Source organism: Streptomyces sp. NBC_01334 (assembly GCF_035983595.1).
In the GTDB taxonomy this organism is placed as follows: domain Bacteria; phylum Actinomycetota; class Actinomycetes; order Streptomycetales; family Streptomycetaceae; genus Streptomyces; species Streptomyces coriariae.
In genome coordinates this window covers 3,227,042-3,248,142 of the sequence record NZ_CP130718.1, presented here as the reverse complement: position 1 = coordinate 3,248,142, position 21,101 = coordinate 3,227,042, and the positions used below count along the sequence as shown (strand labels likewise).

At 72.0% G+C, this 21,101-nt stretch carries 21 protein-coding genes and 1 pseudogene; 8 read left to right on the top strand and 14 right to left on the bottom strand.

What is annotated here, in order from left to right; genetic code table 11:
- Positions 1-139 precede the first annotated feature (139 nt).
- Both OG736_RS14670 and OG736_RS14665 read left to right on the top strand, forming a co-directional pair.
- Complete coding sequence (locus tag OG736_RS14670) at positions 140-946, top strand: EI24 domain-containing protein (protein WP_327182832.1); 807 nt, start codon at positions 140-142, stop codon at positions 944-946.
- Positions 943-1,557 carry a LysE family translocator gene (locus OG736_RS14665; protein ID WP_327182831.1) on the top strand — a complete coding sequence of 205 codons (615 nt, stop codon included), beginning with the start codon at positions 943-945 and terminating at the stop codon, positions 1,555-1,557. The genes OG736_RS14670 and OG736_RS14665 overlap by 4 nt, the downstream gene beginning before the upstream one ends.
- A 24-nt stretch (positions 1,558-1,581) precedes the next feature.
- Here OG736_RS14665 and OG736_RS14660 read toward each other — a convergent pair whose 3' ends face one another.
- Together OG736_RS14660 and OG736_RS14655 are read right to left on the bottom strand one after the other, a co-directional pair.
- Positions 1,582-2,838 carry a pyroglutamyl-peptidase I gene (locus OG736_RS14660; RefSeq protein ID WP_327182830.1) on the bottom strand — a complete coding sequence of 419 codons (1,257 nt, stop codon included), beginning with the start codon at positions 2,836-2,838 and terminating at the stop codon, positions 1,582-1,584.
- A 75-nt stretch (positions 2,839-2,913) separates the two neighbouring features.
- Complete coding sequence (locus OG736_RS14655; protein ID WP_327182829.1) at positions 2,914-3,855, bottom strand: LysR family transcriptional regulator; 942 nt, start codon at positions 3,853-3,855, stop codon at positions 2,914-2,916.
- Positions 3,856-3,912: 57 nt separating this feature from the next.
- On the opposite strand from OG736_RS14655, the gene OG736_RS14650 reads away from it, so the two are divergent.
- The gene (locus tag OG736_RS14650) at positions 3,913-4,323 is read left to right on the top strand and encodes a RidA family protein (protein WP_327182828.1); all 411 of its coding nucleotides are present in this window, start codon (positions 3,913-3,915) and stop codon (positions 4,321-4,323) included.
- Here OG736_RS14650 and OG736_RS14645 read toward each other — a convergent pair.
- Positions 4,320-4,913 carry a TetR/AcrR family transcriptional regulator gene (locus OG736_RS14645; RefSeq protein ID WP_327182827.1) on the bottom strand — a complete coding sequence of 198 codons (594 nt, stop codon included), beginning with the start codon at positions 4,911-4,913 and terminating at the stop codon, positions 4,320-4,322. The two genes, OG736_RS14650 and OG736_RS14645, sit on opposite strands and share 4 nt — an antisense overlap.
- A gap of 103 nt (positions 4,914-5,016) precedes the next feature.
- Here OG736_RS14645 and OG736_RS14640 point away from each other — a divergent pair, with 103 nt between their 5' ends.
- Entirely contained in the window at positions 5,017-7,449 is a 2,433-nt protein-coding gene (locus OG736_RS14640; RefSeq protein ID WP_327182826.1) for a glycoside hydrolase family 3 protein, read from the top strand.
- A 104-nt stretch (positions 7,450-7,553) separates the two neighbouring features.
- On the opposite strand, the gene OG736_RS14635 is transcribed toward OG736_RS14640, so the two are convergent.
- Together OG736_RS14635 and OG736_RS14630 are read right to left on the bottom strand one after the other, a co-directional pair.
- Positions 7,554-8,531: an aldose epimerase family protein gene (locus OG736_RS14635; protein ID WP_327182825.1), complete on the bottom strand. Its 978-nt coding sequence runs from the start codon at positions 8,529-8,531 to the stop codon at positions 7,554-7,556.
- A 15-nt stretch (positions 8,532-8,546) separates the two neighbouring features.
- Positions 8,547-9,449 (bottom strand): SGNH/GDSL hydrolase family protein, encoded by a 903-nt coding sequence (locus OG736_RS14630; protein WP_327182824.1) that lies wholly within the window; start codon positions 9,447-9,449, stop codon positions 8,547-8,549.
- Positions 9,450-9,711: 262 nt separating this feature from the next.
- Between OG736_RS14630 and OG736_RS14625 the strand changes: the two genes are divergently transcribed.
- On the top strand, positions 9,712-10,206 hold the full coding sequence (locus OG736_RS14625; protein WP_054238125.1) for a DUF3145 domain-containing protein: 495 nt from the start codon (positions 9,712-9,714) through the stop codon (positions 10,204-10,206).
- Between the two features lie 67 nt (positions 10,207-10,273).
- Here OG736_RS14625 and fabF read toward each other — a convergent pair whose 3' ends face one another.
- From fabF to OG736_RS14600, 5 genes are all read right to left on the bottom strand, one after another.
- A complete protein-coding gene (gene fabF, locus OG736_RS14620; protein WP_327182823.1) occupies positions 10,274-11,554 on the bottom strand; it encodes a beta-ketoacyl-ACP synthase II in 1,281 nt (426 codons plus the stop codon).
- A gap of 80 nt (positions 11,555-11,634) precedes the next feature.
- On the bottom strand, positions 11,635-11,883 hold the full coding sequence (locus tag OG736_RS14615; protein ID WP_020126931.1) for an acyl carrier protein: 249 nt from the start codon (positions 11,881-11,883) through the stop codon (positions 11,635-11,637).
- Positions 11,884-11,964: 81 nt separating this feature from the next.
- A complete protein-coding gene (locus OG736_RS14610) occupies positions 11,965-12,966 on the bottom strand; it encodes a ketoacyl-ACP synthase III (protein ID WP_327182822.1) in 1,002 nt (333 codons plus the stop codon).
- Positions 12,967-12,975: 9 nt separating this feature from the next.
- Complete coding sequence (locus OG736_RS14605; RefSeq protein WP_327182821.1) at positions 12,976-13,893, bottom strand: ACP S-malonyltransferase; 918 nt, start codon at positions 13,891-13,893, stop codon at positions 12,976-12,978.
- 89 nt (positions 13,894-13,982) lie between these two features.
- The gene (locus OG736_RS14600; RefSeq protein WP_020126928.1) at positions 13,983-15,188 is read right to left on the bottom strand and encodes a PucR family transcriptional regulator; all 1,206 of its coding nucleotides are present in this window, start codon (positions 15,186-15,188) and stop codon (positions 13,983-13,985) included.
- A gap of 116 nt (positions 15,189-15,304) precedes the next feature.
- Here OG736_RS14600 and OG736_RS14595 point away from each other — a divergent pair, with 116 nt between their 5' ends.
- Positions 15,305-16,003 carry a pirin family protein gene (locus tag OG736_RS14595; RefSeq protein WP_327187609.1) on the top strand — a complete coding sequence of 233 codons (699 nt, stop codon included), beginning with the start codon at positions 15,305-15,307 and terminating at the stop codon, positions 16,001-16,003.
- Here the strand turns inward: OG736_RS14595 and OG736_RS14590 are convergent.
- Together OG736_RS14590 and OG736_RS14585 are read right to left on the bottom strand one after the other, a co-directional pair.
- Positions 15,969-16,790: a serine hydrolase domain-containing protein gene (locus tag OG736_RS14590; protein ID WP_327182820.1), complete on the bottom strand. Its 822-nt coding sequence runs from the start codon at positions 16,788-16,790 to the stop codon at positions 15,969-15,971. The two genes, OG736_RS14595 and OG736_RS14590, sit on opposite strands and share 35 nt — an antisense overlap.
- Before the next feature lie 44 nt (positions 16,791-16,834).
- Positions 16,835-17,292 (bottom strand): annotated as a pseudogene (locus OG736_RS14585) (GNAT family N-acetyltransferase); the annotation flags it as partial.
- A 97-nt stretch (positions 17,293-17,389) separates the two neighbouring features.
- On the opposite strand from OG736_RS14585, the gene OG736_RS14580 reads away from it, so the two are divergent.
- Complete coding sequence (locus tag OG736_RS14580; protein WP_327182819.1) at positions 17,390-17,884, top strand: MerR family transcriptional regulator; 495 nt, start codon at positions 17,390-17,392, stop codon at positions 17,882-17,884.
- Entirely contained in the window at positions 17,881-18,897 is a 1,017-nt protein-coding gene (locus tag OG736_RS14575; protein ID WP_327182818.1) for an aldo/keto reductase, read from the top strand. Before OG736_RS14580 ends, OG736_RS14575 begins: the two co-directional genes overlap by 4 nt.
- A 30-nt stretch (positions 18,898-18,927) precedes the next feature.
- On the opposite strand, the gene OG736_RS14570 is transcribed toward OG736_RS14575, so the two are convergent.
- Together OG736_RS14570 and OG736_RS14565 are read right to left on the bottom strand one after the other, a co-directional pair.
- Positions 18,928-19,803: a DUF4429 domain-containing protein gene (locus OG736_RS14570; RefSeq protein ID WP_327187608.1), complete on the bottom strand. Its 876-nt coding sequence runs from the start codon at positions 19,801-19,803 to the stop codon at positions 18,928-18,930.
- 58 nt (positions 19,804-19,861) lie between these two features.
- Positions 19,862-21,079 carry an alpha/beta hydrolase gene (locus OG736_RS14565; protein ID WP_327182817.1) on the bottom strand — a complete coding sequence of 406 codons (1,218 nt, stop codon included), beginning with the start codon at positions 21,077-21,079 and terminating at the stop codon, positions 19,862-19,864.
- Between the last annotated feature and the right edge of the window lie 22 nt (positions 21,080-21,101).

Here is a 21,101-nt window from a genome sequence, read left to right as displayed (position 1 = left end):
TCAACTGCATCAAGAGGGTGTTGGTGTCAGCGATGCCCCGGATGGCCCACGAGGGCCGTCGCGAGCCCGCGCCGCACACGGCACGCGGGCCCCGGCCGGCCCCGGGCCGTGAAATGTGCACGACCGATAGAGTTCGGCCATGCGCGATCTAGGGGTGGGGTTCACGTACCTCCTGAAGGGCCAGCGGTGGGTGGCCCGGCACGGCAAGCAGTACGGGTTCGGTCTCGTTCCCGGCCTGATCACACTTGTCCTCTACGCGGCGGCCCTGGTGGCGCTCGCGGTGTGGGGCGAGGACTTCGTCGGATGGTCGACACCGTTCGCCGACGACTGGACGAGCCCCTGGCGCGGACTGTTCCGCGGCTTCCTCGTCGTCGTGCTGTTCGCCCTCGGACTGTTGCTCGCCGTCCTCACCTTCACCGCGGTCACCCTGCTCATCGGGCAGCCGTTCTACGAGAGCCTCTCCGAGAAGGTCGACCGGGACGTCTCGCCCGACGGCACGGCCCCCGAGTCCGGGCTGCCGCTCTGGCGCGAGCTGTGGATCTCCGCCCGCGACAGCCTCCGCATCCTGTGCCGCGCGCTGCTGTGGGCTGTGCTGCTGTTCGCCCTCGGGTTCGTCCCGGTCGTCGGACAGACGGTGGTCCCGGTGATCGGCTTCTTCGTCACCGGCTTCTTCCTCACCGAGGAACTCGTCGCCGTCGCCCTCCAGCGCCGGGGCGTCGACCTGCGGGCCCGGCTCGCCCTGCTCCGCTCCCGAAAGACCCTGATCTGGGGCTTCGGCACCCCCCTGGGGCTGGCCTTCCTGGTGCCGGTCGTCGCGGTGTTCCTGATGCCGGGCGCGGTCGCGGGCGCCACCCTGCTGGCCCGTGAACTGCTCGGCGAGGAGATCGACGAGGGCGACCGGGCCGACGGCGCCGACACCCCGAAAGAGGAGAACGCCACCTCATGACCGAGCTGCTCGCCGTCGCCCTCATCACCGTGCTGGCCGTCATCGCCCCCGGCGCCGACTTCGCGATGATCGTCCGCAACAGCTACCTCCACGGCCGCCGTACGGGACTGCTCGCGGCGACCGGAGTCGCCGCGGGCGTCCTCGTCCACGTCACGTACACGATGCTCGGCGTGGGCCTGCTGATCGCGTCGTCCACGTTCCTCTTCACCGTGATCAAGCTGGTCGGCGCGGCGTACCTGATCTACATCGGCGTCCGTACCTTCCGCACCAAGGGCGAGGTCGAGGTCGACCTCACCGGCAAGACCGAACTGACCCCGCTCGCGGCCCTGCGCGCGGGGTTCCTGACCAACGTCCTCAACCCGAAGACGACCCTCTTCGTCGTCTCCACGTTCTCCCAGGTCGTCAGCCCCGGCACGCCGGTCCAGGAGCAGGTCGGCTATGGCCTGTTCATGTCGCTGGCGCATCTGCTGTGGTTCGGCGTGGTCGCCGTCTTCTTCTCCCACGACCGCATGCGCACGCTGATGCTGCGCGGCCAGAAGGTCCTCAACAAGGTCATCGGCTCGGTCCTGGCGGGCCTGGGCGTCAGCCTGGCGCTGGCGCCCTCGCACTGACCCGGGCACCGAGGCCGCGCGCACCTACCTCCCGGCCGCCACGGCCAGGATCGCCCGTACCTGGGCGACGATGTCCAGCCGGTTCCGTACGAACTCCGGATCGGTCACGTCCTGTGTGTTGCCCGCCGCGAACTGGAGGACCGGCGTGTGCACATGCCCGCCCGGCAGGCTGTCGTGCAGCCCCAGCCGGTCGCGGAGCAGGGTGGCCCGGTAGGCGATCTCGTTGGAGAGGTAGTTCCCGCCGCCCCCGGCCCGTGCGGTCGACCCCGCCGTCGGCCCGTCCGGCCGGACGACGGGCTCGGTGCCGCCCGCCGGTATCTCGGTGACGCCCGTGTTGTCGTAGACCGGGAACCGGCCCGTGTCCGCCGCCACGATCGCCGCGTACGGCAGGGTCGTGGTCGTCCACTGCGGCTGTGCGGCGGGGTCGGTGACCGGGACCGTCTCCGTGCGGCCGATGTTCTCGTTGTCGGGGAAGCCGCCGCGCCAGGCCCCGTTGGTGCGCTCCACGTCGAAGCGGCCGACGCGGCCCTGGCTGACGGTGGTGAACAGATCGACGTGCGGCAGATACGGCCGCAGCGCGCGCTCCACCGTCTGCTCCGCGAAGTCCCGCCAGCGCACCGGGAACACGGCGGTCTCGACCCGCGCCGGCCCGTCCGCGGTCCGGATCACCGTGCCGTCGAGGGCGAGCGCGGTCGCCCCCGAGGGGTTCGAGATCCGGATGTCCCGGTCCAGGGTGAACGGGTCGAAGCCGGTGACCAGAACGCGCTTGATCCCCTTGGCGCGGGGCGGAAGATGCAGGTCGGTCTGTCCGCGTGAGGTGCGCTCCAAGGCGTCGAGCAGGGCGGCCCGTTGATGGTCGGTGACCGCGAAGCCGGGCTGCCAGGCGCGCACTTCGCTCGTCATGCCGAGCCGCGCCCAGTACAGCGGCCGGTCGTCGTCCCGGCTGAGGTCCCCGCCGGCGGGGCCGCGCCCCTGGACCCGGTCCACCGCCCGCCGCCACAGGGCCGCGCCCTCGCGGGTGACGACCTGACGGGCCCGGGCATAGGAGTGCGAGGCCTCCAACAGCCGGGCGAAACGCGGAGCCACCGCGTCGAACCCGGACCGGGCGAGGATCTCCCGGGGCACGGCCTGCGTCAGACGCTGTTCCTCGACCGTGGGGGTGGGCACCGCCTCGGCGGCGGCGGTGGCGGCGGCGGTGGGAAAGGCGAGCCCGGCCGACAGGGCCAGAGCCAGAACGCCGACGCGAACGCGCAGGGAATGCGCGGAGTATGCGGGATGCACGGGGTGCGGGTCCTTCCGTCGCTGTGGGGGAGAGCGTGGGGTGGGACGGCGGAAGTATCCCGTGACGGAAGTGGTCTACGCCATGGCGCCTGGGATCGCGGTCGCCGCCTCCCGCAGCGCGGTGACGAACGCCTCCGCCGCCGGGGTCGCCGAGCGCCCCCGTTCCGTGGCCGCGTACACCGCCCGCGCCGGGGCGTCCTCGTCGAGCACCGGCAGCAGCACGACGTCCGGCCGTACGGACGACGCGGCGAGCGCGGGGACCAGCGCGACGCCGAGACCCGCGGCGACATAGCCCTGCTTGGCGGTCCACTCGGCGACGACGTGCGCCACCCGCGGCCGGAAGCCCTCCCGCAGCGCCGCGTCGAGGAGGGTGCCCTCGGGCCGGGCGGAGCCGGACACCCAGTCGGCGTCGGCGAGTTCGCCCAGCCGCACCGGCCCACCGCGGTCCGCCAGGGGATGCCCGGCCGGGACGGCGACGTGGAGAGACTCGTCGAGGAGGTGACGCAGCGCGTACGACTCCAGCGCCGCGCGGCCCGTCGTGGACACCACCGCCAGGTCGAGATGTCCGGCGCCCAGCCGCTCCAGCAGCGCCGGGGTGAGCCCCTCCTCCCTTGTCACGCGCACACCGGGACACCGGGCCCGGAACGCGGCCAGGGCGCGCGGTACCAGCGCCGCGTCCGCCGTCGCGAACGCCCCGAACCGCAGCCGTCCGTCCGCGCCCTCCCGCAGCGCGGCCAGCTCGCGCCGCGCACCGTGCAGGGCCTCGGCGACGGACTCCGCGTACGGCACCAGCGCCCGCCCGGCCTCCGTCAGCCGCACACCCCGGGGCAGCCGGTCGAAGAGCGGGTCGCCGCCCAGGGCCGCCTCCAGCGAGGAGATCTGCCGGGACACCGCGGACTGGGTCCACCCCAGGGTCCGCGCGGCGACGGTGAACGAGCCGTGGCGGACCACCTCCAGAAACGCCCGCAGCCAGACGGTGGAGAGTTCGGGCAGGGCCTTGCGATGCGGATCCGGCATGGCAGCCATGCTGGACATTCGCTTGTCGCATCGCAAGTCCCGTCCTAGCGTCGGGACATGGAGATCACCCTCGACAGCCCGGCCGGCGCCCCGCAGCCCCTGAGCCCCTACTACTCCCAGGTCGCGCGCGTCCGACAGGCGGACGGCAGCGCCCTGTTGTTCCTCTCCGGGCAGATCGCCGAGGGCGCCACACTCGCCGAGCAGAGCCGGGGCGTCTTCGAGGCGATCGACGCCCTGCTGAGGGCGCACGGAGCGGGTCTGGCGAACGTCGTCAACATCCGGACCTACCTCACGGACATCGACGGGCTCGCCGAATACGGCGCCGTACGCCAGGAGTTCCTCACCGGCACCCCGCCGACCAGCATGACCTTCGAGGTGTCCCGGCTGTTCCGCCCCGAGGCGCAGATCGAGATCGAGGTGGTGGCGGCGGTACCCGCCCAGCGCGGCGGCCCCGGCACGGCGGCCTAGGCCGGCCGGTCGGGGTCGTCCTCGCCCAGCAGCAGCAGGAAGTCCCGGAACGCCCCGGGCATGTCCACCGACTCCGGGTCCAGCAGCCACTGGTACTGGAGCCCGTCCATCACCGCCACCAGCAGCGGGGCCGTGCGCTCCGGGGTGAGGCCGTTCGGGAGGCGGTCGCCGTACTCGGTGCGCAGCACCGCCGCCATGCTCGCCCGCACCTGCGCGTACCGCTCGGTGAAGTACTCCCGCGCCGGATGCCCCTCCGTGACGCTCTCGCCGAGCAGCGCCGAGAAGGTCTGGATGATGCCGGGCCGCATCGCGTTGTACTCGACGAGCGAGGCCAGCAGATCCACCCGCCACCGGGTGTCCGGCACGGCGTCCCACTGGTCGCGCTCCTGGAGCACCGCCACCAGCAGCGCGTCCTTCGTCGGGAAGTGGTGCAGCAACCCCTGCTGGGTCAGCCCCACCCGCTCGGCGACCGCGGCCAGGCTCGCGCCCCGGTAGCCGCGTTCGGCGATCACCCCGAGGGCGGCCCGCACGATCTCCGCCCGCCGCTCCTCGCTCCTGGTCCTGGCGCTCATGCCGTCACGGTACGGCATTCGGACCTTTCCATATAACGGCAGGATCACGAAACCTACCGCTCTACAGGTGACCCGTGCACGATGGAGGCGTTGCACCGGCACTCAACGAGGAGGCACCGCCATGGCGGGAACCGAGGCGGGAACGGAAGCGGCCGTCGAGAAGGCCCTCGGCAGACTCGACCTGGACGCCAAGACCCGGCTGCTGGCCGGCCAGGACATGTGGTCGCTGCCCGAGCTGCCGGAGATCGGACTGCGGTCCCTCGTCATGTCCGACGGCCCCGTGGGCGTCCGGGGTGTGCGCTGGACCGCCGACGACCCGTCCGTCGCGCTGCCCTCACCGACCGCCCTCGCGGCCACCTGGGACCCGGAACTCGCCCACCGCGCCGGCGTCCTCCTGGCCCAGGAGGCCCGCCGCAAGGGCGTCCACGTCCTGCTCGCCCCCACGGTCAACCTGCACCGCTCCCCGCTCGGCGGCCGTCACTTCGAGGCCTACAGCGAGGATCCCCACCTGACCGGGGTGATCGGCGCGGGCTATGTGAACGGCGTCCAGTCCGGCGGTGTCGGCACCACCGTCAAGCACTTCGTCGCCAACGACGCCGAGACCGACCGCTTCACCGTGAACAACCTGGTCGGCGAACGCGCCCTGCGCGAGCTGTACCTGGCCCCCTTCGAGGCCATCGTCGAGAACGCCCGCCCCTGGGGCATCATGACCGCCTACAACACGGTCAACGGCACGACCATGACCGAGCACCACCACCTCGTGAACGAGGTGCTGCGCGACGCATGGGGCTTCGACGGCTTCAACGTCTCCGACTGGATGGCCGCCCGCGACACCGTGGGCGCGCTGAGGGGCGGCCTCGACGTCGCGATGCCCGGACCGCGGACCGTCTACGGCGAAGCCCTCGCGGAGGCGGTACGCGACGGCCGGCTCGACGAGTCCGAGGTCGACGAGGCCGTACGCCGCGTCCTGCGTCTGGCCGCCCGCGTCGGCGCCCTCGCGGACGCCGAACCGGCCGTCACCCGGCTGCCCGCCCCCGTCGACGGCGAGGCCCTGGCCCGCGAACTGGCCCGCCGCTCCTTCGTCCTGGTCCGCAACGAGGACGACGCGCTGCCGCTCGGGCCCGGCACCGTCGCCCTCATCGGCGCGGCCGCCCGTGACGCCCGGGTGCTCGGCGGCGGCTCCGCGACCGTCTTCCCGGCCCGCACGGTCTCCCCGCTCGACGGCCTCACCGCCGCGCTCCCCGAGGGCACCCTCAGCTATACCGTCGGCGCCGACCCGACCACCGAACTCGCCGTCGCCGACAAGGGCTTCGCGCTGCGGGCGGTCTGCCGAGACGCCGCCGGAACCGTCATCGGCACCCGGTCCGCGCCGAGCGGCCAGATCCAGTGGATGGGCACGGACCTCCCCGAGGGCGTCACCCACGACCGCGTCCACACGGTGGAACTGACCGGCACCTTCACCCCGCGCGAGAGCGGCCCGCACACCTTCGGCATCAAGGGCACGGGCGGCTTCACCCTCACCGTGGCCGGGACGACGTACTACGACGACGTCCAGCGTCCCGCCGACGACAGCGACCCCTTCGAGGCGTTCTTCGGCGCCCCGGTGCCCCGAGCCGAGGCCCGACTGACCGCCGGTGAACCGGTCGAGGTCTCCCTCACCCACGTCTTCGCGCTGCCCGAGGGCGTCCCCTTCAAGGCGATCGCCTTCGCCCTGGCCCATCAGGAGCCGCAGCGCGACCCCGACGAGCTGATCGCCGAGGCGGCCCTGGCGGCGCGGGCCGCCGACACGGCCGTCGTCGTGGTCGCCACCACCGAGCGTGTCGAGTCCGAGGGCTTCGACCGCAAGGATCTCCGCCTCCCCGGCCGGCAGGACGACCTGGTCCGTGCCGTCGCCGCCGCCAACCCGAACACCGTCGTGGTCGTCAACGCGGGCTCCCCGGTGGAGCTGCCGTGGCGCGAGGACGTCGCGGCCGTCCTGCTCACCTGGTTCCCCGGCCAGGAGGGCGGAGCCGCCCTTGCGGACGTCCTGACGGGCGCCCACGAACCCGGCGGCCGGCTCCCCACCACCTGGGGCTCCCTCGACGACGCCCCCGTCAGCGAGGTCACCCCCACCGACGGCGAGCTCGTCTACACCGAGGGCGTCTTCATCGGCTACCGCGCCTGGGAGAAGGCGCACCGCACGCCGGTCCACCCCTTCGGCCACGGCCTCGGCTACACCGACTGGACGTACGAGTCGGTCGACATCACGGGCTCCACGGTCACCGTGCGGGTCCGCAACAGCGGCGCGCGGCAGGGGCGCGAGGTCGTGCAGGTCTACCTCGCGCCCACCGGGACGGCCCCGGCGCCCGAACGCCCGGCCCGCTGGCTGGCCGGCTTCGCCGGCGTCGAGGCGGGCCCGGGGGAGAGCGCCGAGGTCACCGTGGAGATCCCGAACCGGGCCTTCGAGGTGTGGGACGAGGCGGACCACCGGTGGTCCTTTGTGAAAGGTTCGTACGAAATCCAGGTGGGCCGCTCGATCGCCGACCGCAGGATCACCGCGACGATTAACGTGTGAACCGGCGCCCGTCGCCCCACTGACAGCCCCGGTCCGGGACCTGACCCCTGGACCGGGGCAACATCTTTCCCGCACGCACCTCGCCCGGCCCCCCCCCGCGGCCCCTACCGGACCGAGAAGCCGTACACCGTCTCCGACCGGTACGCGGCACCCGGCCGCAGCTCGGTGCTCGGGAACTCCGGCCGGTTCGGCGAGTCGGGGAAGTGCTGGGTCTCCAGCGCGACGCCCTCGCCGGGCTCGAAGGGCTCGCCCAGGTGGTCGGCGGTGTAAAGCTGGAGCCCCGGCTCGGTGGTCGCCACCGTCAGCACCCGCCCGGACGCCGGATCGTGCAGCTCGGCCACCTCGACCGCGGTGTCCGTGACGCCCTTGTCGAGCACGAAGTTGTGGTCGTAGCCGGCGCCGACCTTGCGGGCCGCACGGAAGTCGAAACGGCCGTCCGCCACCTGCGCGAGCTCACCCGTCGGGATCAGGTCCGCGTCCACCGGCGTGTACCGGGAGGCGGCCAGCCGCAGCTCGTGGCCGCCCGCGCCGCCGCTCCCCGGACCGCCCAGGTTGAAGTAGCTGTGGTTGGTCAGGTTCACCACCGTCGGCGCGTCCGTGACCGCCTCGTACACGAGCCGCAGCGCCCCCGACGCGTCGAGCGTGTACGTCGCCGTGACCTCGAGCCGGCCCGGGAAGCCCTCCTCGCCGTGCGGTGCGACCCGGCTGAGCCGCAGCCCGTGCTCGACCGGCCGGACGTCCCACACCCGCTTGTCGAAGCCGTGCGCGCCGCCGTGCAGGGAGTTCGGCGCGTTGTTCGGCTCCAGCGCGTACGTCACGCCGTCCAGCGGGAAGCGGGCGTGCGCGATCCGATTGGCGTACCGCCCGATCAGCGCGCCGAGGAAGGGCTCCGGGTGCGCGAGATAGCCCTCCAGATCCGCGAACCCCAACACCACGTTCGCCGCGCGCCCGTCCCGGTCGGGGACCTCGACGGACTGCACGATCCCGCCGTACGAAAGGACCCGCACCCGGGTGCCCGCCCGCTCCAGAGTCCAGCGGTGCACCTCAGTGCCGTCGGAAAGTGTTCCGAAGTGTTCGCTCATGAGCGAAACCCTAAATCACGAGGCCTTCGCGGTGACCCCCTGATAGGCCAGCTCAGCGAGCCGCGCCTGTCCGTCCTTGCTCGGATGGAACCAGTCCCAGTGGCTCAACTGGTCGGTTCCGAACCTGAAGTCGTACACAGCCCCGCCGTCGAACCGGCACCGCACGTCCTTCGCGCAGACCTCGGCCAGCACCGAGTTGTAGTCCTCCACCCGCTTCTGCACGGTCTCCCGCCGCGCGGTCGCCGCCGCGTCCACCGCGTCCGCGTCGCCCAGCATCGACGGACACAGCCCCAGCTTCCACACCTGCTTGCCCAGCACGTTCGTGCGCCCCTGCGACCACAGCCGCTTCAGGTTCGGCACGCTCGTCACATACACCTGCGTCTTCGGCAGCGCGCGGCGCAGCGTGCTCAGCGCGTCCTGGAACTCCGCGCGGAAGTCGGCCACCGACGTCATCGCCGCCGCCGACTCCCGGCACGCGTCGTTCGCCCCCGCCATCACCGTCACCAACTGCGGTTTCTCGGCCGCCGCCTGTGCCATCTGGGCCGGCACGTCCGCCATCCGGGCCCCGGTCGCCGCGTAGTTCCAGCTGTGCGTGGCCGCCTTCGCCGCGCCCAGCAGCCGGACGGCGAGGCTGTTCACCTCGGTGCTGGCGCCGGTCGCCCAGGACACCTCGGGGCAGTCCGCGAGCACCGTACACGCGTCGAAGCCACGCGTGATGGAGTCGCCCACCGCCGCCACCGAGGACGGGCTCGAGTCCCACAACGGGGTCGGCGACGGCGACGGCTTCGCCTCCCGGGCCCGGGTGCCCGAGGATCCCTCGGCATCGCCGCCCCCCAGTGCGTCACAGCCGGCCAGGCCCAGGACGGCCGCCGTCGTGCCCGCGAGCACGGCCCGCGCGTGCCGGTTCCGTTTCCGCATCCGCTGGTGTTCCCCTCACTACTCGAACAACGCCCCCCTATGACAACGCGCGGGAGTTCCCGGCGAATCACACCCACAAGATGGAACGCCTCACGCCCGCACAGGCGTCCTGCCGAGTGAATGGCGGAGGTTTCACGGCACTGGGACCGACGGTACGTCACACTCCTTGCGCCACCGCACGGTAGCCTCGCCATCAACGCGGCTGCCTGCCACCGCAGCCATGCCGGCCTGCAAGACTGTCCCGCTCTGCCCGGAGGTCCCGGTGACGACACGTGGAGTTCTGTACGTGCACTCCGCGCCGCGCGCGCTGTGCCCGCACGTCGAGTGGGCCGTCGCCGGGGTGCTCGGCACGCGCGTCAACCTCGACTGGATCCGGCAGCCCGCCGCGCCCGGCACCTGGCGCTCGGAGTTCTCCTGGAAGGGCGAGGCCGGCACGGCGTCCAAGCTGGCCTCCGCGCTGCGCGGCTGGCACCTGCTGCGCTTCGAGGTCACCGCCGAACCCTGCGCCACCGCCGAGGGCGAGCGCTACAGCTGCACGCCGGACCTGGGCATCTTCCACGCCGTCACCGGCATCCACGGCGACATCCTCATCCCCGAGGACCGGCTGCGCGCCGCCCTGTTGCGCAGCCAGCGCGGCGAGACGGACCTGGAGGCCGAACTCTCCAAGCTCCTCGGCAAGCCGTGGGACGACGAACTGGAGCCGTTCAGATACGCGGGCGAAGGAGCTCCGGTGCGCTGGCTGCACCAGGTCGTGTGAGACCGGAATAGCCCGAAGGGGCCCCACCTTCGCAGGTGGGGCCCCTTCGGTTGTGTACAGGCGTCTCTCAGACCGTACGGAACGCCAGCACCACGTTGTGCCCACCGAACCCGAACGAGTCGTTCAGGGCGGCGATACGGCCCTCCACGGGCAGCTTGCGCGCCTCGCCCCGCACGATGTCCGCGGCGGCCTCGGCCTCGGGGTCGAGGTTCTCCACGTTGATGGTCGGCGGAGCGACCCGGTTGTACAGCGCGAGGACCGTCGCGACGGACTCCACGCCACCCGCGCCACCCAGCAGATGACCGGTCATCGACTTGGTCGCGGAGACCGCCATGTGGTCGGCGTCGTCACCGAACACCTTGCGCAGCGCCTTCAGTTCGGCCACGTCACCGGCCGGCGTCGAGGTGGCGTGCGCGTTGACGTGCACGATCTCCGCCGGGTTCAGGTCGGTGCTGTCCAGCAGGTTCTGCAGGGCGTGCGCGATACCGCGGCCCTCGGGCTCCGGCTGCACGATGTCGTGGGCGTCGGAGGAGATGCCCTGGCCGACCGCCTCCGCGTACACCCGGGCCCCGCGCTGCGCGGCGTGCTCGGCGGACTCCAGGACGATCACGCCGGCCCCCTCGCCCATGACGAAACCGTCGCGGGCGACGTCGTAGGGACGCGAGGCGCCCTGCGGGTCGTCGTTGTTCTTGGACATCGCCATCATGTTGCCGAACGCGGCGATGGGCAGCGGGTGGATCGCCGCCTCCGTACCGCCGGCGACCACGATGTCGGCGCGGCCCGTACGGATCATCTCGATGGCGTAGCCGATGGCCTCCGCGCCCGACGCGCACGCCGAGACCGGCGTGTGCACGCCCGCGCGGGCGCCCACGAGCAGACCCACGTTGGCGGAGGGGCTGTTCGGCATCAGCATGGGCACGGTGTGCGGGGAGACGCGGCGGACGCCCTTCTCCTTCAGCACGTCGTACTGGTCGAGCAGGGTGGTGACGCCGCCGATGCCGGAGGCGATGACCGCGCCGAGCCGGTCGGGGTCGACGTCGCCCTCGCTGCCGTCCTCACCGGCCTTGCCGGAGAAACCGGCGTCCTTCCAGGCTTCCTGGGCCGCGATCAGCGCGAACTGCGCCGAGCGGTCCAGCTTGCGGGCCTGCGGCCGCGGCAGGACCTCGAGAGGCTCCACCGCGACGCGGGCCGCGATACGGACGGCCTGCTCGGCCGCCCACTCATGCTCCAGGACCTTGACACCGGACTTACCGGCGACCAGACCCTCCCAGGTAGAGGCTGCGTCGCCACCCAGCGGTGTGGTTGCGCCGATACCGGTGACGACCACGGTGCGATTGGTCGGGCTCACGGATTCTTTCTCCAACGTTACGAGGATTCAGCGGCGCCACCGCCGGGTGGCGGGGCAGTTCAGCCCAGGGGGCCGATGGATCAGGCCTGGTTCTTGAGGATGTAGTTCGTCGCGTCGCCGACGGTCTTGAGGTTCTTGACGTCCTCGTCCGGGATCTTGACCTCGAAGCGCTCCTCGGCGGCGACGACGACCTCGACCATGGACAGCGAGTCGACGTCCAGGTCGTCGGTGAAGGACTTGTCCAGCTGGACGTCCTCAACCGGGATGCCGGCGATCTCGTTCACGATGTCGGCGAGACCGGCGACGATCTCTTCCTGAGTGGCGGCCATTTGGCGCTCCTTCTTTGATATTCCAGAGGGTGTGGCATGGGGTGTCTCCCGCACCGGACCGGTTGATCCGGCACGGAGTGCCTAGGGGAGGGTAACGACAGTGGCGGCGTAGACGAGACCCGCCCCGAATCCGATGACGAGCGCGGTGTCGCCGCTCTTCGCCTCGCCGGTCGCCAGGAGCCGCTCCATCGCGAGCGGAATCGAGGCGGCCGAGGTGTTGCCGGTGGTGCGTACGTCACGGGCGACCATGACGGACGCCGGCAGCTTGAGAGTCTTCACCATCGAGTCGATGATCCGCTCGTTGGCCTGGTGCGGGATGAAGACGTCGAGTTCGTCGGCGGTGATGCCGGCGGCGTCGAGCGCCTCCTTGGCGACCTTCGCCATCTCGAAGACGGCCCAGCGGAAGACCGCCTGGCCCTCCTGCGTGATCGCGGGGAACTTGGCGACCTCGCCGTCGCGGTAGTCCGTCCACGGCACGGTCTGCTTGATGGTCTCCGATTTGTCGCCCTCGGAGCCCCAGACCGTCGGACCGATCGCCGGCTCCTTGGACGGGCCGACCACGACCGCGCCCGCGCCGTCGCCGAACAGGAAGGCCGTCGCGCGGTCCTCCAGGTCGGTCAGGTCGGACAGCCGCTCGACACCGATCACGAGCACGTACTCCGCGGAGCCCTCGACGACCATGCCCTTGGCGAGGGTCAGGCCGTAGCCGAAGCCCGCGCAGCCGGCCGAGATGTCGAAGGCGGCGGCCTTGTTCGTGCCGAGCTTGTCGGCGATCTCGGTGGCGACGGCCGGCGTCTGCTTGAAGTGCGAGACGGTCGACACGACCACCGCGCCGATCTGCTCGGCGGTGATCCCGGCGTCGGCGATGGCCTTGCCGGACGCCTCGACGGACATGGCGGCGACGGTCTCCTCGTCGTTCGCCCAGTGCCGGGTCTCGATGCCTGAACGCGAGCGGATCCACTCGTCGGACGAGTCGATCGTCTCGAGGATCACCTCGTTGGGGACGACCCGGACGGGCCGGTAACCGCCGACCCCGAGGATCCGCGCGTACGGGGAGCCCTTGCTGGGCTTGATCTTCGCCATCAGGGCTCCTCAGGCGACGCCGTGCTCGGCGATGAGCTCGCGAGCGGCGTCGAGGTCGTCGGGGGTCTTCAGCGCCAGCGTCTTCACACCGGGCAGGGCGCGCTTGGCGAGGCCCACCAGGGTGCCGCCCGGGGAGACCTCGATCAGCGCGGTCGCGCCGAGCTCCTTGAAGGTCTCCATGCACAGGTCCCAGCGGACCGGGTTGGCGACCTGACCGACCAGCCGCTCCAGGATCTCGGCGCCGGTGGCGACGGACTGCCCGTCGCGGTTGGAGACGTAACGGATCTTCGGGTCGGCCGGCGTGAGCTCCACGGCGGCCTTGGCGAGGGTCTCGACGGCCGGGGCCATGTGGCGCGTGTGGAAGGCGCCTGCGACCTTCAGCGGGACGACCTTGCGGACGCCCTCGGGCTTGTCCTCGTTCAGCGCGGCGAGCTGCTCCAGCGTGCCCGCCGCGACGATCTGGCCCGCGCCGTTGATGTTCGCCGGGGTCAGCCCCAGCTTCTCCAGGTGCGCGACGGAGACCTCGGGGTCGCCGCCGAGCAGCGCGGACATGCCGGTCTCGGTGATCGCGGCGGCGGCGGCCATGGCCAGGCCGCGCTTGCGGACGAGGGTCAGCGCGGCGGTGTCGTCGAGGACTCCGGCGAAGGTGGCCGCGGTGATCTCGCCGACGCTGTGGCCGGCGACGGCGCCGGGCGCGAGGTCGCCGAGTGCCGCGGCGGACAGGATTCCGGCGGCCACCAGCAGCGGCTGGGCCACCGAGGTGTCACGGATCTCGTCCGCGTCGGCCTGGGTGCCGTAGTGGGCGAGGTCCAGGCCGATGACGTCCGACCACGCGGCGACGCGGGCGGCGGCACCGGGGAGTTCGAGCCAGGGGGTCAGGAAGCCGGGCGTCTGGGCGCCCTGGCCGGGAGCGACGAGTACGAGCACTCTCACACTCTCTCTTGTGGACGGCCAAAGCCGCCCGTGGGGACAGGGACGAAGAACGGCAGGGGGTTTTGTGGAGCCCCGACAAAAGCCTAGGTCTGGGGATCGCCGTCGACCAGGCGCCCCAGGATCAGCGCGATCCGGAGCGTGAACGCGGAGCGTACATCCGAAGGCGACCAACCGGTGACGTCAGTCACACGTCGAAGCCGGTAGCGCACGGTGTTCGGATGAACGAAGAGCATCCGGGCGGCCCCTTCGAGACTGGACGCCTGTTCGAGATAGACGGCGAGCGTCTCCAGGAGTGCCGACCCGGCTTCTTCGAGCGGTCTGTAGATCTCCTCCACCAACTGCTCACGCGCACCGGGATCACCGGCGATCGCGCGTTCCGGCAGCAGATCGTCCGCCAGCACCGGCCGGGGTGCGTCCTGCCAGGCGGAACCGGCCTTGAGTCCGGCCGCGGCGGCCTGTGCGGACCGGGTCGCGGCGAGCAGGTCGGGTACGACGGGTCCGGCCACCACGGGTCCCGCGGCGAACGGCCCGATCAGCGACCTGGCGACGGCGAGCGGGTTGTCGCTGCCACCGGCGATCACTACCAGCCGGGAGCCGAGCACCCCGGTGAGGACCTGGAGCTTGGCGTGTCGCGCGGCCCGCCGGATCGCCTCGACGGTCAGCTCGGAGTCCCCGTCGGGCGCGGTCCCGAGGACCACACACACATGCTCGGGCGCGTTCCACCCGAGGGCCGCGGCCCGGCTCACCGCACCCTCGTCGGCCTCACCGCTCAGCACGGCGTTCACGACGAGCGACTCCAGCCGGGCGTCCCAGGCACCGCGTGCCTCGGCGGCCTGGGCGTAGACCTGGGCGGTGGCGAAGGCGATCTCCCGGGCGTACACGAGGAGCGCCTCGCGCAGCACGTTCTCGTCGCCGGGGGCCGCGACCTCGTCGATCGCGGACTCCATGACCTCGATGGTGGTGCGCACCATCTCGACGGTCTGGCGCAGTGTGATGGCCCGGGTCAGCTCACGCGGCGCGGTCCCGAACACATCCGTGGAGATGGCCTGCGGGGCGTCCGGGTGCCGGAACCACTCGGTGAAGGCGGCGATGCCCGCCTGGGCGACCAGCCCGATCCAGGAACGGTTCTCCGGGGGCATCGCCCGGTACCACGACAGTGTCTCGTCCATCCGCGCGATGGCCTGGGCGGCGAGGCTTCCGGAGGACTTCTCCAGCCGCTTCAGCGTCGCGGGGTGGGGGTGGACGGCGTGCGCCGCGGGATCGGGGTGACTGGTTTCGGGTTCGGGCACGGGACAAGACTGCCTTATCGGGACGGGGGCGTGCGCCGCCGGGTCGCGGGAGGGGGCGGCACGCGGTCGTCGCACGGTCACCGCCCGGGCGGCGGCGGGTCTACCGTGGACGCGTGATGGACGTACGGCGCGCCGACGCGCGCTACCGAGGCGGGGACCCGGCCGCCGGGATCGACACCCGGCACGCATTCTCGTTCGGCCCCCACTACGACCCCGGCAACCTCCGCTTCGGTCCGCTGATCGCCTGCAACGAGGAGCGCCTCGCACCCGGCGCCGGCTTCGACGAGCATCCCCACAGCCACACCGAGATCGTGACCTGGGTGGTCGAGGGCGAGCTCACGCACCGTGACTCGGCCGGCCACGAGAGCGTGGTCCGCCCCGGGGACGTGCAGCGGCTCAGTTCCGCCGGCGGCGTACGGCACGTGGAACGCAACGACGCCGACGTGCCCCTGGCCTTCGTCCAGATGTGGCTGGCCCCCTTCGACCCCGGCGGCGACCCGTCCTACGAGACGGTCCGCGGCATCGCCGACTCCACCCCGTACGCCGTCCCGGAGGCGGGCGCGATGCTGCACGTACGGCGCCTGGGCGCGGGGGAGCGGACGGCGGTGCCGGACGCGCCGCACGTCTACGTCCACGTCGTGCGCGGCGAAGCCCGCCTGGACGGCGAGGAGCTGGCGCCGGGGGACGCGGCACGCATCACGGACGCGAAGGACGTGGAGGCGGTGGGCGTGACCGACGCGGAGCTGCTGATGTGGGTGTTCGGCCCGGGAGACCAGGAGTTCAGCCCCGGACCTCCGCCAGCACCGCGTCCGTGAACGCGGGCCACGCCTCGACCGCCCACGGTCCGAACGCCCGGTCCGTCAGGGCGACCCCGGAGACGCCCGCCTCGGGGTCGACCCACAGGAACGTACCGGACTGGCCGAAGTGCCCGAAGGTGCGCGGCGAGGAGGAACTCCCCGTCCAGTGCGGCGACTTGGAGTCGCGGATCTCGAAGCCGAGTCCCCAGTCGTTGGGGTTCTGGTGCCCGTATCCCGGCAGCACGCCCTTCGTCCCCGGGTACTGCACGGTCATCGCCGCCGCCACCGTCCGCGGATCCAGCAGCCGGGGCGCCTGCACCTCCGCCGCGAACCGCAGCAGGTCCTCGAGGGTCGAGACGCCGTCCTTCGCCGGGGAGCCCTCCAGGGAGGTGCCGGTCATTCCCAGCGGCTCCAGCACCGCCTGCCGCAGATACTCCGCGAACGGGATCTCCGTCGCCTTCGCCAAGTGGTCGCCGAGCTGCTCGAACCCGGCGTTGGAGTACAGCCGCCGCTCCCCGGGAGGCGCCGTCACCCGGTGCTCGTCGAAGGCCAGCCCGGAGGTGTGCGCGAGGAGATGGCGGACCGTGGCCCCGGGCGGCCCGGCCGGTTCGTCCAGCTCGATCGCCCCCTCCTCGTAGGCGACGAGGGCGGCGTAGGCGGCGAGCGGCTTGGTGACCGAGGCCAGCGGGAAGCGCCGGCCGACCGGGCCATGGGTCCCCAGGACCGTACCGTCGGCCCGCACGACACCCGCCGAGGCGGAGGGAACCGGCCAGTTCTCGATCAGCGCGAGGCTCTTGAGCGACATGCCGTCGAGCCTATGCCGTCCGGCCTGTGCGACTCACGGCAGCGCTCCATCAAGGGGTCCGGCTTGGGCTCGAAGCCCAGGGAGGAGTAGAGGGGGCCGCGTCGGCGGACGCGGTGAGGTGGACCTGTACGACGCCCCGCGCTCGGAACCAGGCCAGCAGCGTGTCCATTCCGGCGCGCGCGTACCCTCGGCGGCGCGCGTCCGGGTCGGTGGCGAGGCTGAAGACGAAGCCGATGATCCCCCGCGGGTTGCCGGCCCGGCCGATCCGGTACTCGATCGTCCCGACGACCAGCGCGGCCAGCGTCCCCGGCCGTTCCGGGTGATCCACGACGAAGGCGGCGAAGTCCCCGTCCGGCTCGGACAGCCGCTCCCGCAGCGTGGGCAGCGACTCGGCATGCCAGCCGGTGGAGGTGCCCACCGGCACCATCGAGTCGATCGTCACTTGGCGCAGCCGCAGTACTTCGGCGGCGTCCTCGGACAGGGCACGGCGTACGGGACTCAGGCCCCGCACGCCAACCATCGTGATCAAGCCGCGTCCCCCGGTTTTCTTACCGATTCCGCTTGCTTGGAGCGCACTCCAAGGCCATAGCTTGGAGGACATGACGGTGTTGCAGACCACGCCCGTGACCATCGAGCAAACCCCGAACCCTCCGGACGTCTGCTCCGCGCCACCCCCGCGGCACCCCCGTCCGGACGGGCAGGACAGTTACACGATCAGCGAGGTCGTCGCCTTCACCGGCCTCACCGCCCACACCCTGCGCTGGTACGAGCGGATCGGGCTGATGTCCCACATCGACCGCTCGCACACCGGCCAGCGCCGCTACAGCAACCGTGACCTGGACTGGCTCGACCTCGTCGGGAAGCTGCGGCTGACCGGTATGCCGGTCGCCGACATGGTGCGGTACGCCGAGCTGGTGCGGGAGGGCGAGAACACGTTCCGCGAGCGGTACGAGCTGCTGGAGGCGACCAGGCGGGACGTCCGGGCCCGGATCGCCGAACTCCAGGACACCCTCGCCGTGCTCGACCGCAAGATCAATTTCTACGGAGACGCCACCGGCGTCCAGCACCACGAAGCGGAAGGGACCGCCCGATGACCGACCACAGGATCCCGACGGCTCGACTCGGCGGACAGGGCCCCGAGATCGGCGTCCAGGGCCTCGGCTGCATGGGCATGAGCTTCGCCTACGGCCCCTCGGACGCGAAGGAGTCCCGGGCCACCCTGGAACGCGCCCTGGAGCTCGGCGTCACGATGTACGACACGGCGGACGCGTACGGCGCGGGCGAGAACGAGAAGTTCCTCTCCCCGTTCTTCGAGGCCCACCGCGACGAGGTCGTGATCGCGACCAAGTTCGCCCTGGCGGTCCCGCCGGACGACCCGACCCGGCGGATCATCCGCAACGACGCGCCCTACATCCGGCAGTCCGTCGAGGCGAGCCTGAGCCGGCTGGGCGTCGACGTCATCGACCTCTACTACATGCACCGGCGCGATGTGAACGTGCCGATCGAGGACACCGTCGGCGTGATGGCCGAACTGGTGCGCGAGGGCAAGGTCAAGCAGCTGGGCCTGAGCGAGGTGACGGCCGCCGAACTGCGCGCGGCCCAGGAGGTCCACCCCATCGCCGCGGTGCAGTCGGAGTGGTCGCTGTTCAGCCGTGACATCGAGGCCCAGGTGGTCCCGGCGGCCCGTGAACTGGGCGTGACCCTGGTCGCGTACTCCCCGCTCGGCCGGGGTTTCCTCACCGGCTCCTTCGCCAACGCCGACCAGGACCTCACCGCCGACGACTTCCGCCGCCAGCAGCCCCGCTTCACCGGCGACAACGCCATCGCCAACGGGGCGCTCCTGGAACCGATCCGCGCGATCGCGCAGGCCCACGGGGCGACGCCCGGTCAGACAGCCCTGGCCTGGGTCCAGCAGCAGTCCCAGGTCCACGGGCTGTCGGTGGTCCCGATCCCGGGCACCCGCAAGCCCACCCGGGTCGAGGAGAACGCGGCGGCGACGGCCATCGAACTGACGCCGGAGGAACTGGCGGCGCTGGAGCCCATCGCGGGCAAGGTGGCGGGCGACCGCTACCCGGACATGAGGTTCACCTCGGCCGGACGCGAGTGAGGGCCGGGGCCCGCCCGTTCGGATCAGGCCCTAGAGCTCGGCCAGCAACTCGGCCTTCTTGGCGGAGAACTCCTCGTCGGTGACCAGCCCGGCCAGGTGCAGCTCCCCGAGGTGGCGGATCCGCTCGGCGATGTCGGCGGGGTCCCGGCGCGGCGCGACCACAGTCGCTGCCGGGACGGCCGCCGCCTGGACCGCCGACGCGGATCCGCGCCCGCGGACCGCCGCGAGGACCGCCGCCGCGAACGGCAGAGACTCGTGCACCGGCCCGTACCCCAGCCCGAAGACGACGGTCGCCGGATCCTGGTCGGCCTGGGCCGGAGCGGCCTCGCCGCGCAGCAGCCGCAGATGCCCCTCGAACACCTCGGGCGACCGCCACTCGACCCCGGTGAGCGCGGACACGGCGAAACTCTGGTCGCCGGCCTTCCACTTCGCCGACGAGGCGCCCGTCCAGAACCACCGGAACCGCACGGTGCGCCCGTCGAACGAGGCCTTCCCGTCGTACGCCTTGAAGGACAGCGGCGCCTCGGGCGCGTCCACGAGGAACCGTTCCGCCGGCCCGGAGTCGGTCAGCCGCGCCCGCAGCTCGTCGGCGTAGTACTCGGCGAGCGTCTCCCGTTCGGCGGGCAGCACCAGCCGGTACGGGTCGCACCCTTCCTTGAGCTGTCCCGCGGCCGCCTCCATCAACGGATCGGCTCCCGGCCTCGGTTCCGCCTGGAGCACGACCGTTCCGCGCTTGCCTGCGGTCAGGGTCACCCGACCGATGGCCGTCAGCGGAATCCGGCGCTCACCCAGTGCCGACAGCAGCTTGGGCGTGCGCAGCCCCCGTTCGTAGCGGATGAGGACGGAGTCGGAATCGAACTCCCAGGCGGCATGAAATCCGGCCAGTACGTCACCCATGCGGCTCATCGTATGCGGGACACCCATTCTTCGTCCCCTCCCCGCGCGCGCCGCAATTCCTGCGTCTCTACGCGCGTCCGGCCTCTGTCGTATCGGACAAACCCGCCGTGCAGGCGGCAGCATCGTGGGCGCACTCCACCGAGCGGTACGCGCCAGTGCCGATCTCGGCGAAGTTGCGCAGGCTGTCCGTACCCGGTTCGAAGTAGCCGCCGTGGCCCTCGGCCTCCCGCGCCGACAGCACCCGCGCACCGAACTCCCGCGCCATCGGGTCCTCGCCGTGTCCGAGACCGCCGACCTCCAGGTGCGGCACGTCCTGCACCCAGTCGTCGGCGTCCCGCATCGCCCACACCCGTGCGTCGGTGTCCAGCTGGGCCGCGTTCTCCACCCGCATCCCGGGGCTGCCGGCCACCGCGATGTCGGCCACCCGGTCCGGCATGGCGTGCGCGGCGACCCCGCACACCACCGAGCCGTAGCTGTGGCAGAACATCGAGACGGGCGCGCTGCCCGGCAGGGCGGTCAGCAGGGCGTTCAGCCGGACGGCGCCGCTCTCGGCGCGCATCGCGGTGGCCGAGTCGATGCCGAGGCCGTCGGGGGAGGTGTAGTCGGCCCAGGCGATCACGGCCGTACGCGTCGAGGGGCTCGCCTCGCGCTCGGCCGAGTAGAGGGCCTGGGCCATGCCGACCGGCGCCGAGTACTTGCGGTTCGTGCGCTGGAAGGTGAGCAGGTCGGTGTCGACGCCGGGGACGACGACGGAGATCCGCTCGGCCTTGTCCAGGCTGCCGAACACCTCGGCGACCCGGCCGGAACCCTCCGGATCGAAGGCGAGGATCTGCCGGTCGGCGGTGCTCATCGACTCGTAGCGGTGCATGCGCCGGCCGGCCAGCTGCTGCCCCGAGGGCGTGAGCCGGCTGTCGTGCATGCGGGTGCGCTCGAGCCGGATCTGCTGGAGCAGCGCCACCCGGTTGGCGCGGTAGCGCAGCTCGGCGGGGGCGCCGTTCATGTTGCCCACCGCGAGCGGGTAGTCGTGCACGAGCACGGTCCGCTGCGGGGCGGTCAGCGAGGCGAAGAAGCGCGCGAGCCGGGCGGGGGCGGAACCGGGGTCCGGCAACCGGTGCCCGGCCAGCCGGCCGTGCTCCCACTCCGAGCGCGAGGTCTGGAGAGCGGTGGTCTCCCGCTGATGGCGCAGGGCCGTCCAGCCGGTGGTCGCCAGCATCACGAACACCACGGCCAGGGCGGCCAGTGCGCGCCAGGCGTTGAGTTGCGGGGAGGTGTCGAAGGAAGTCACTGAAAGGACACACTAGGAGAAC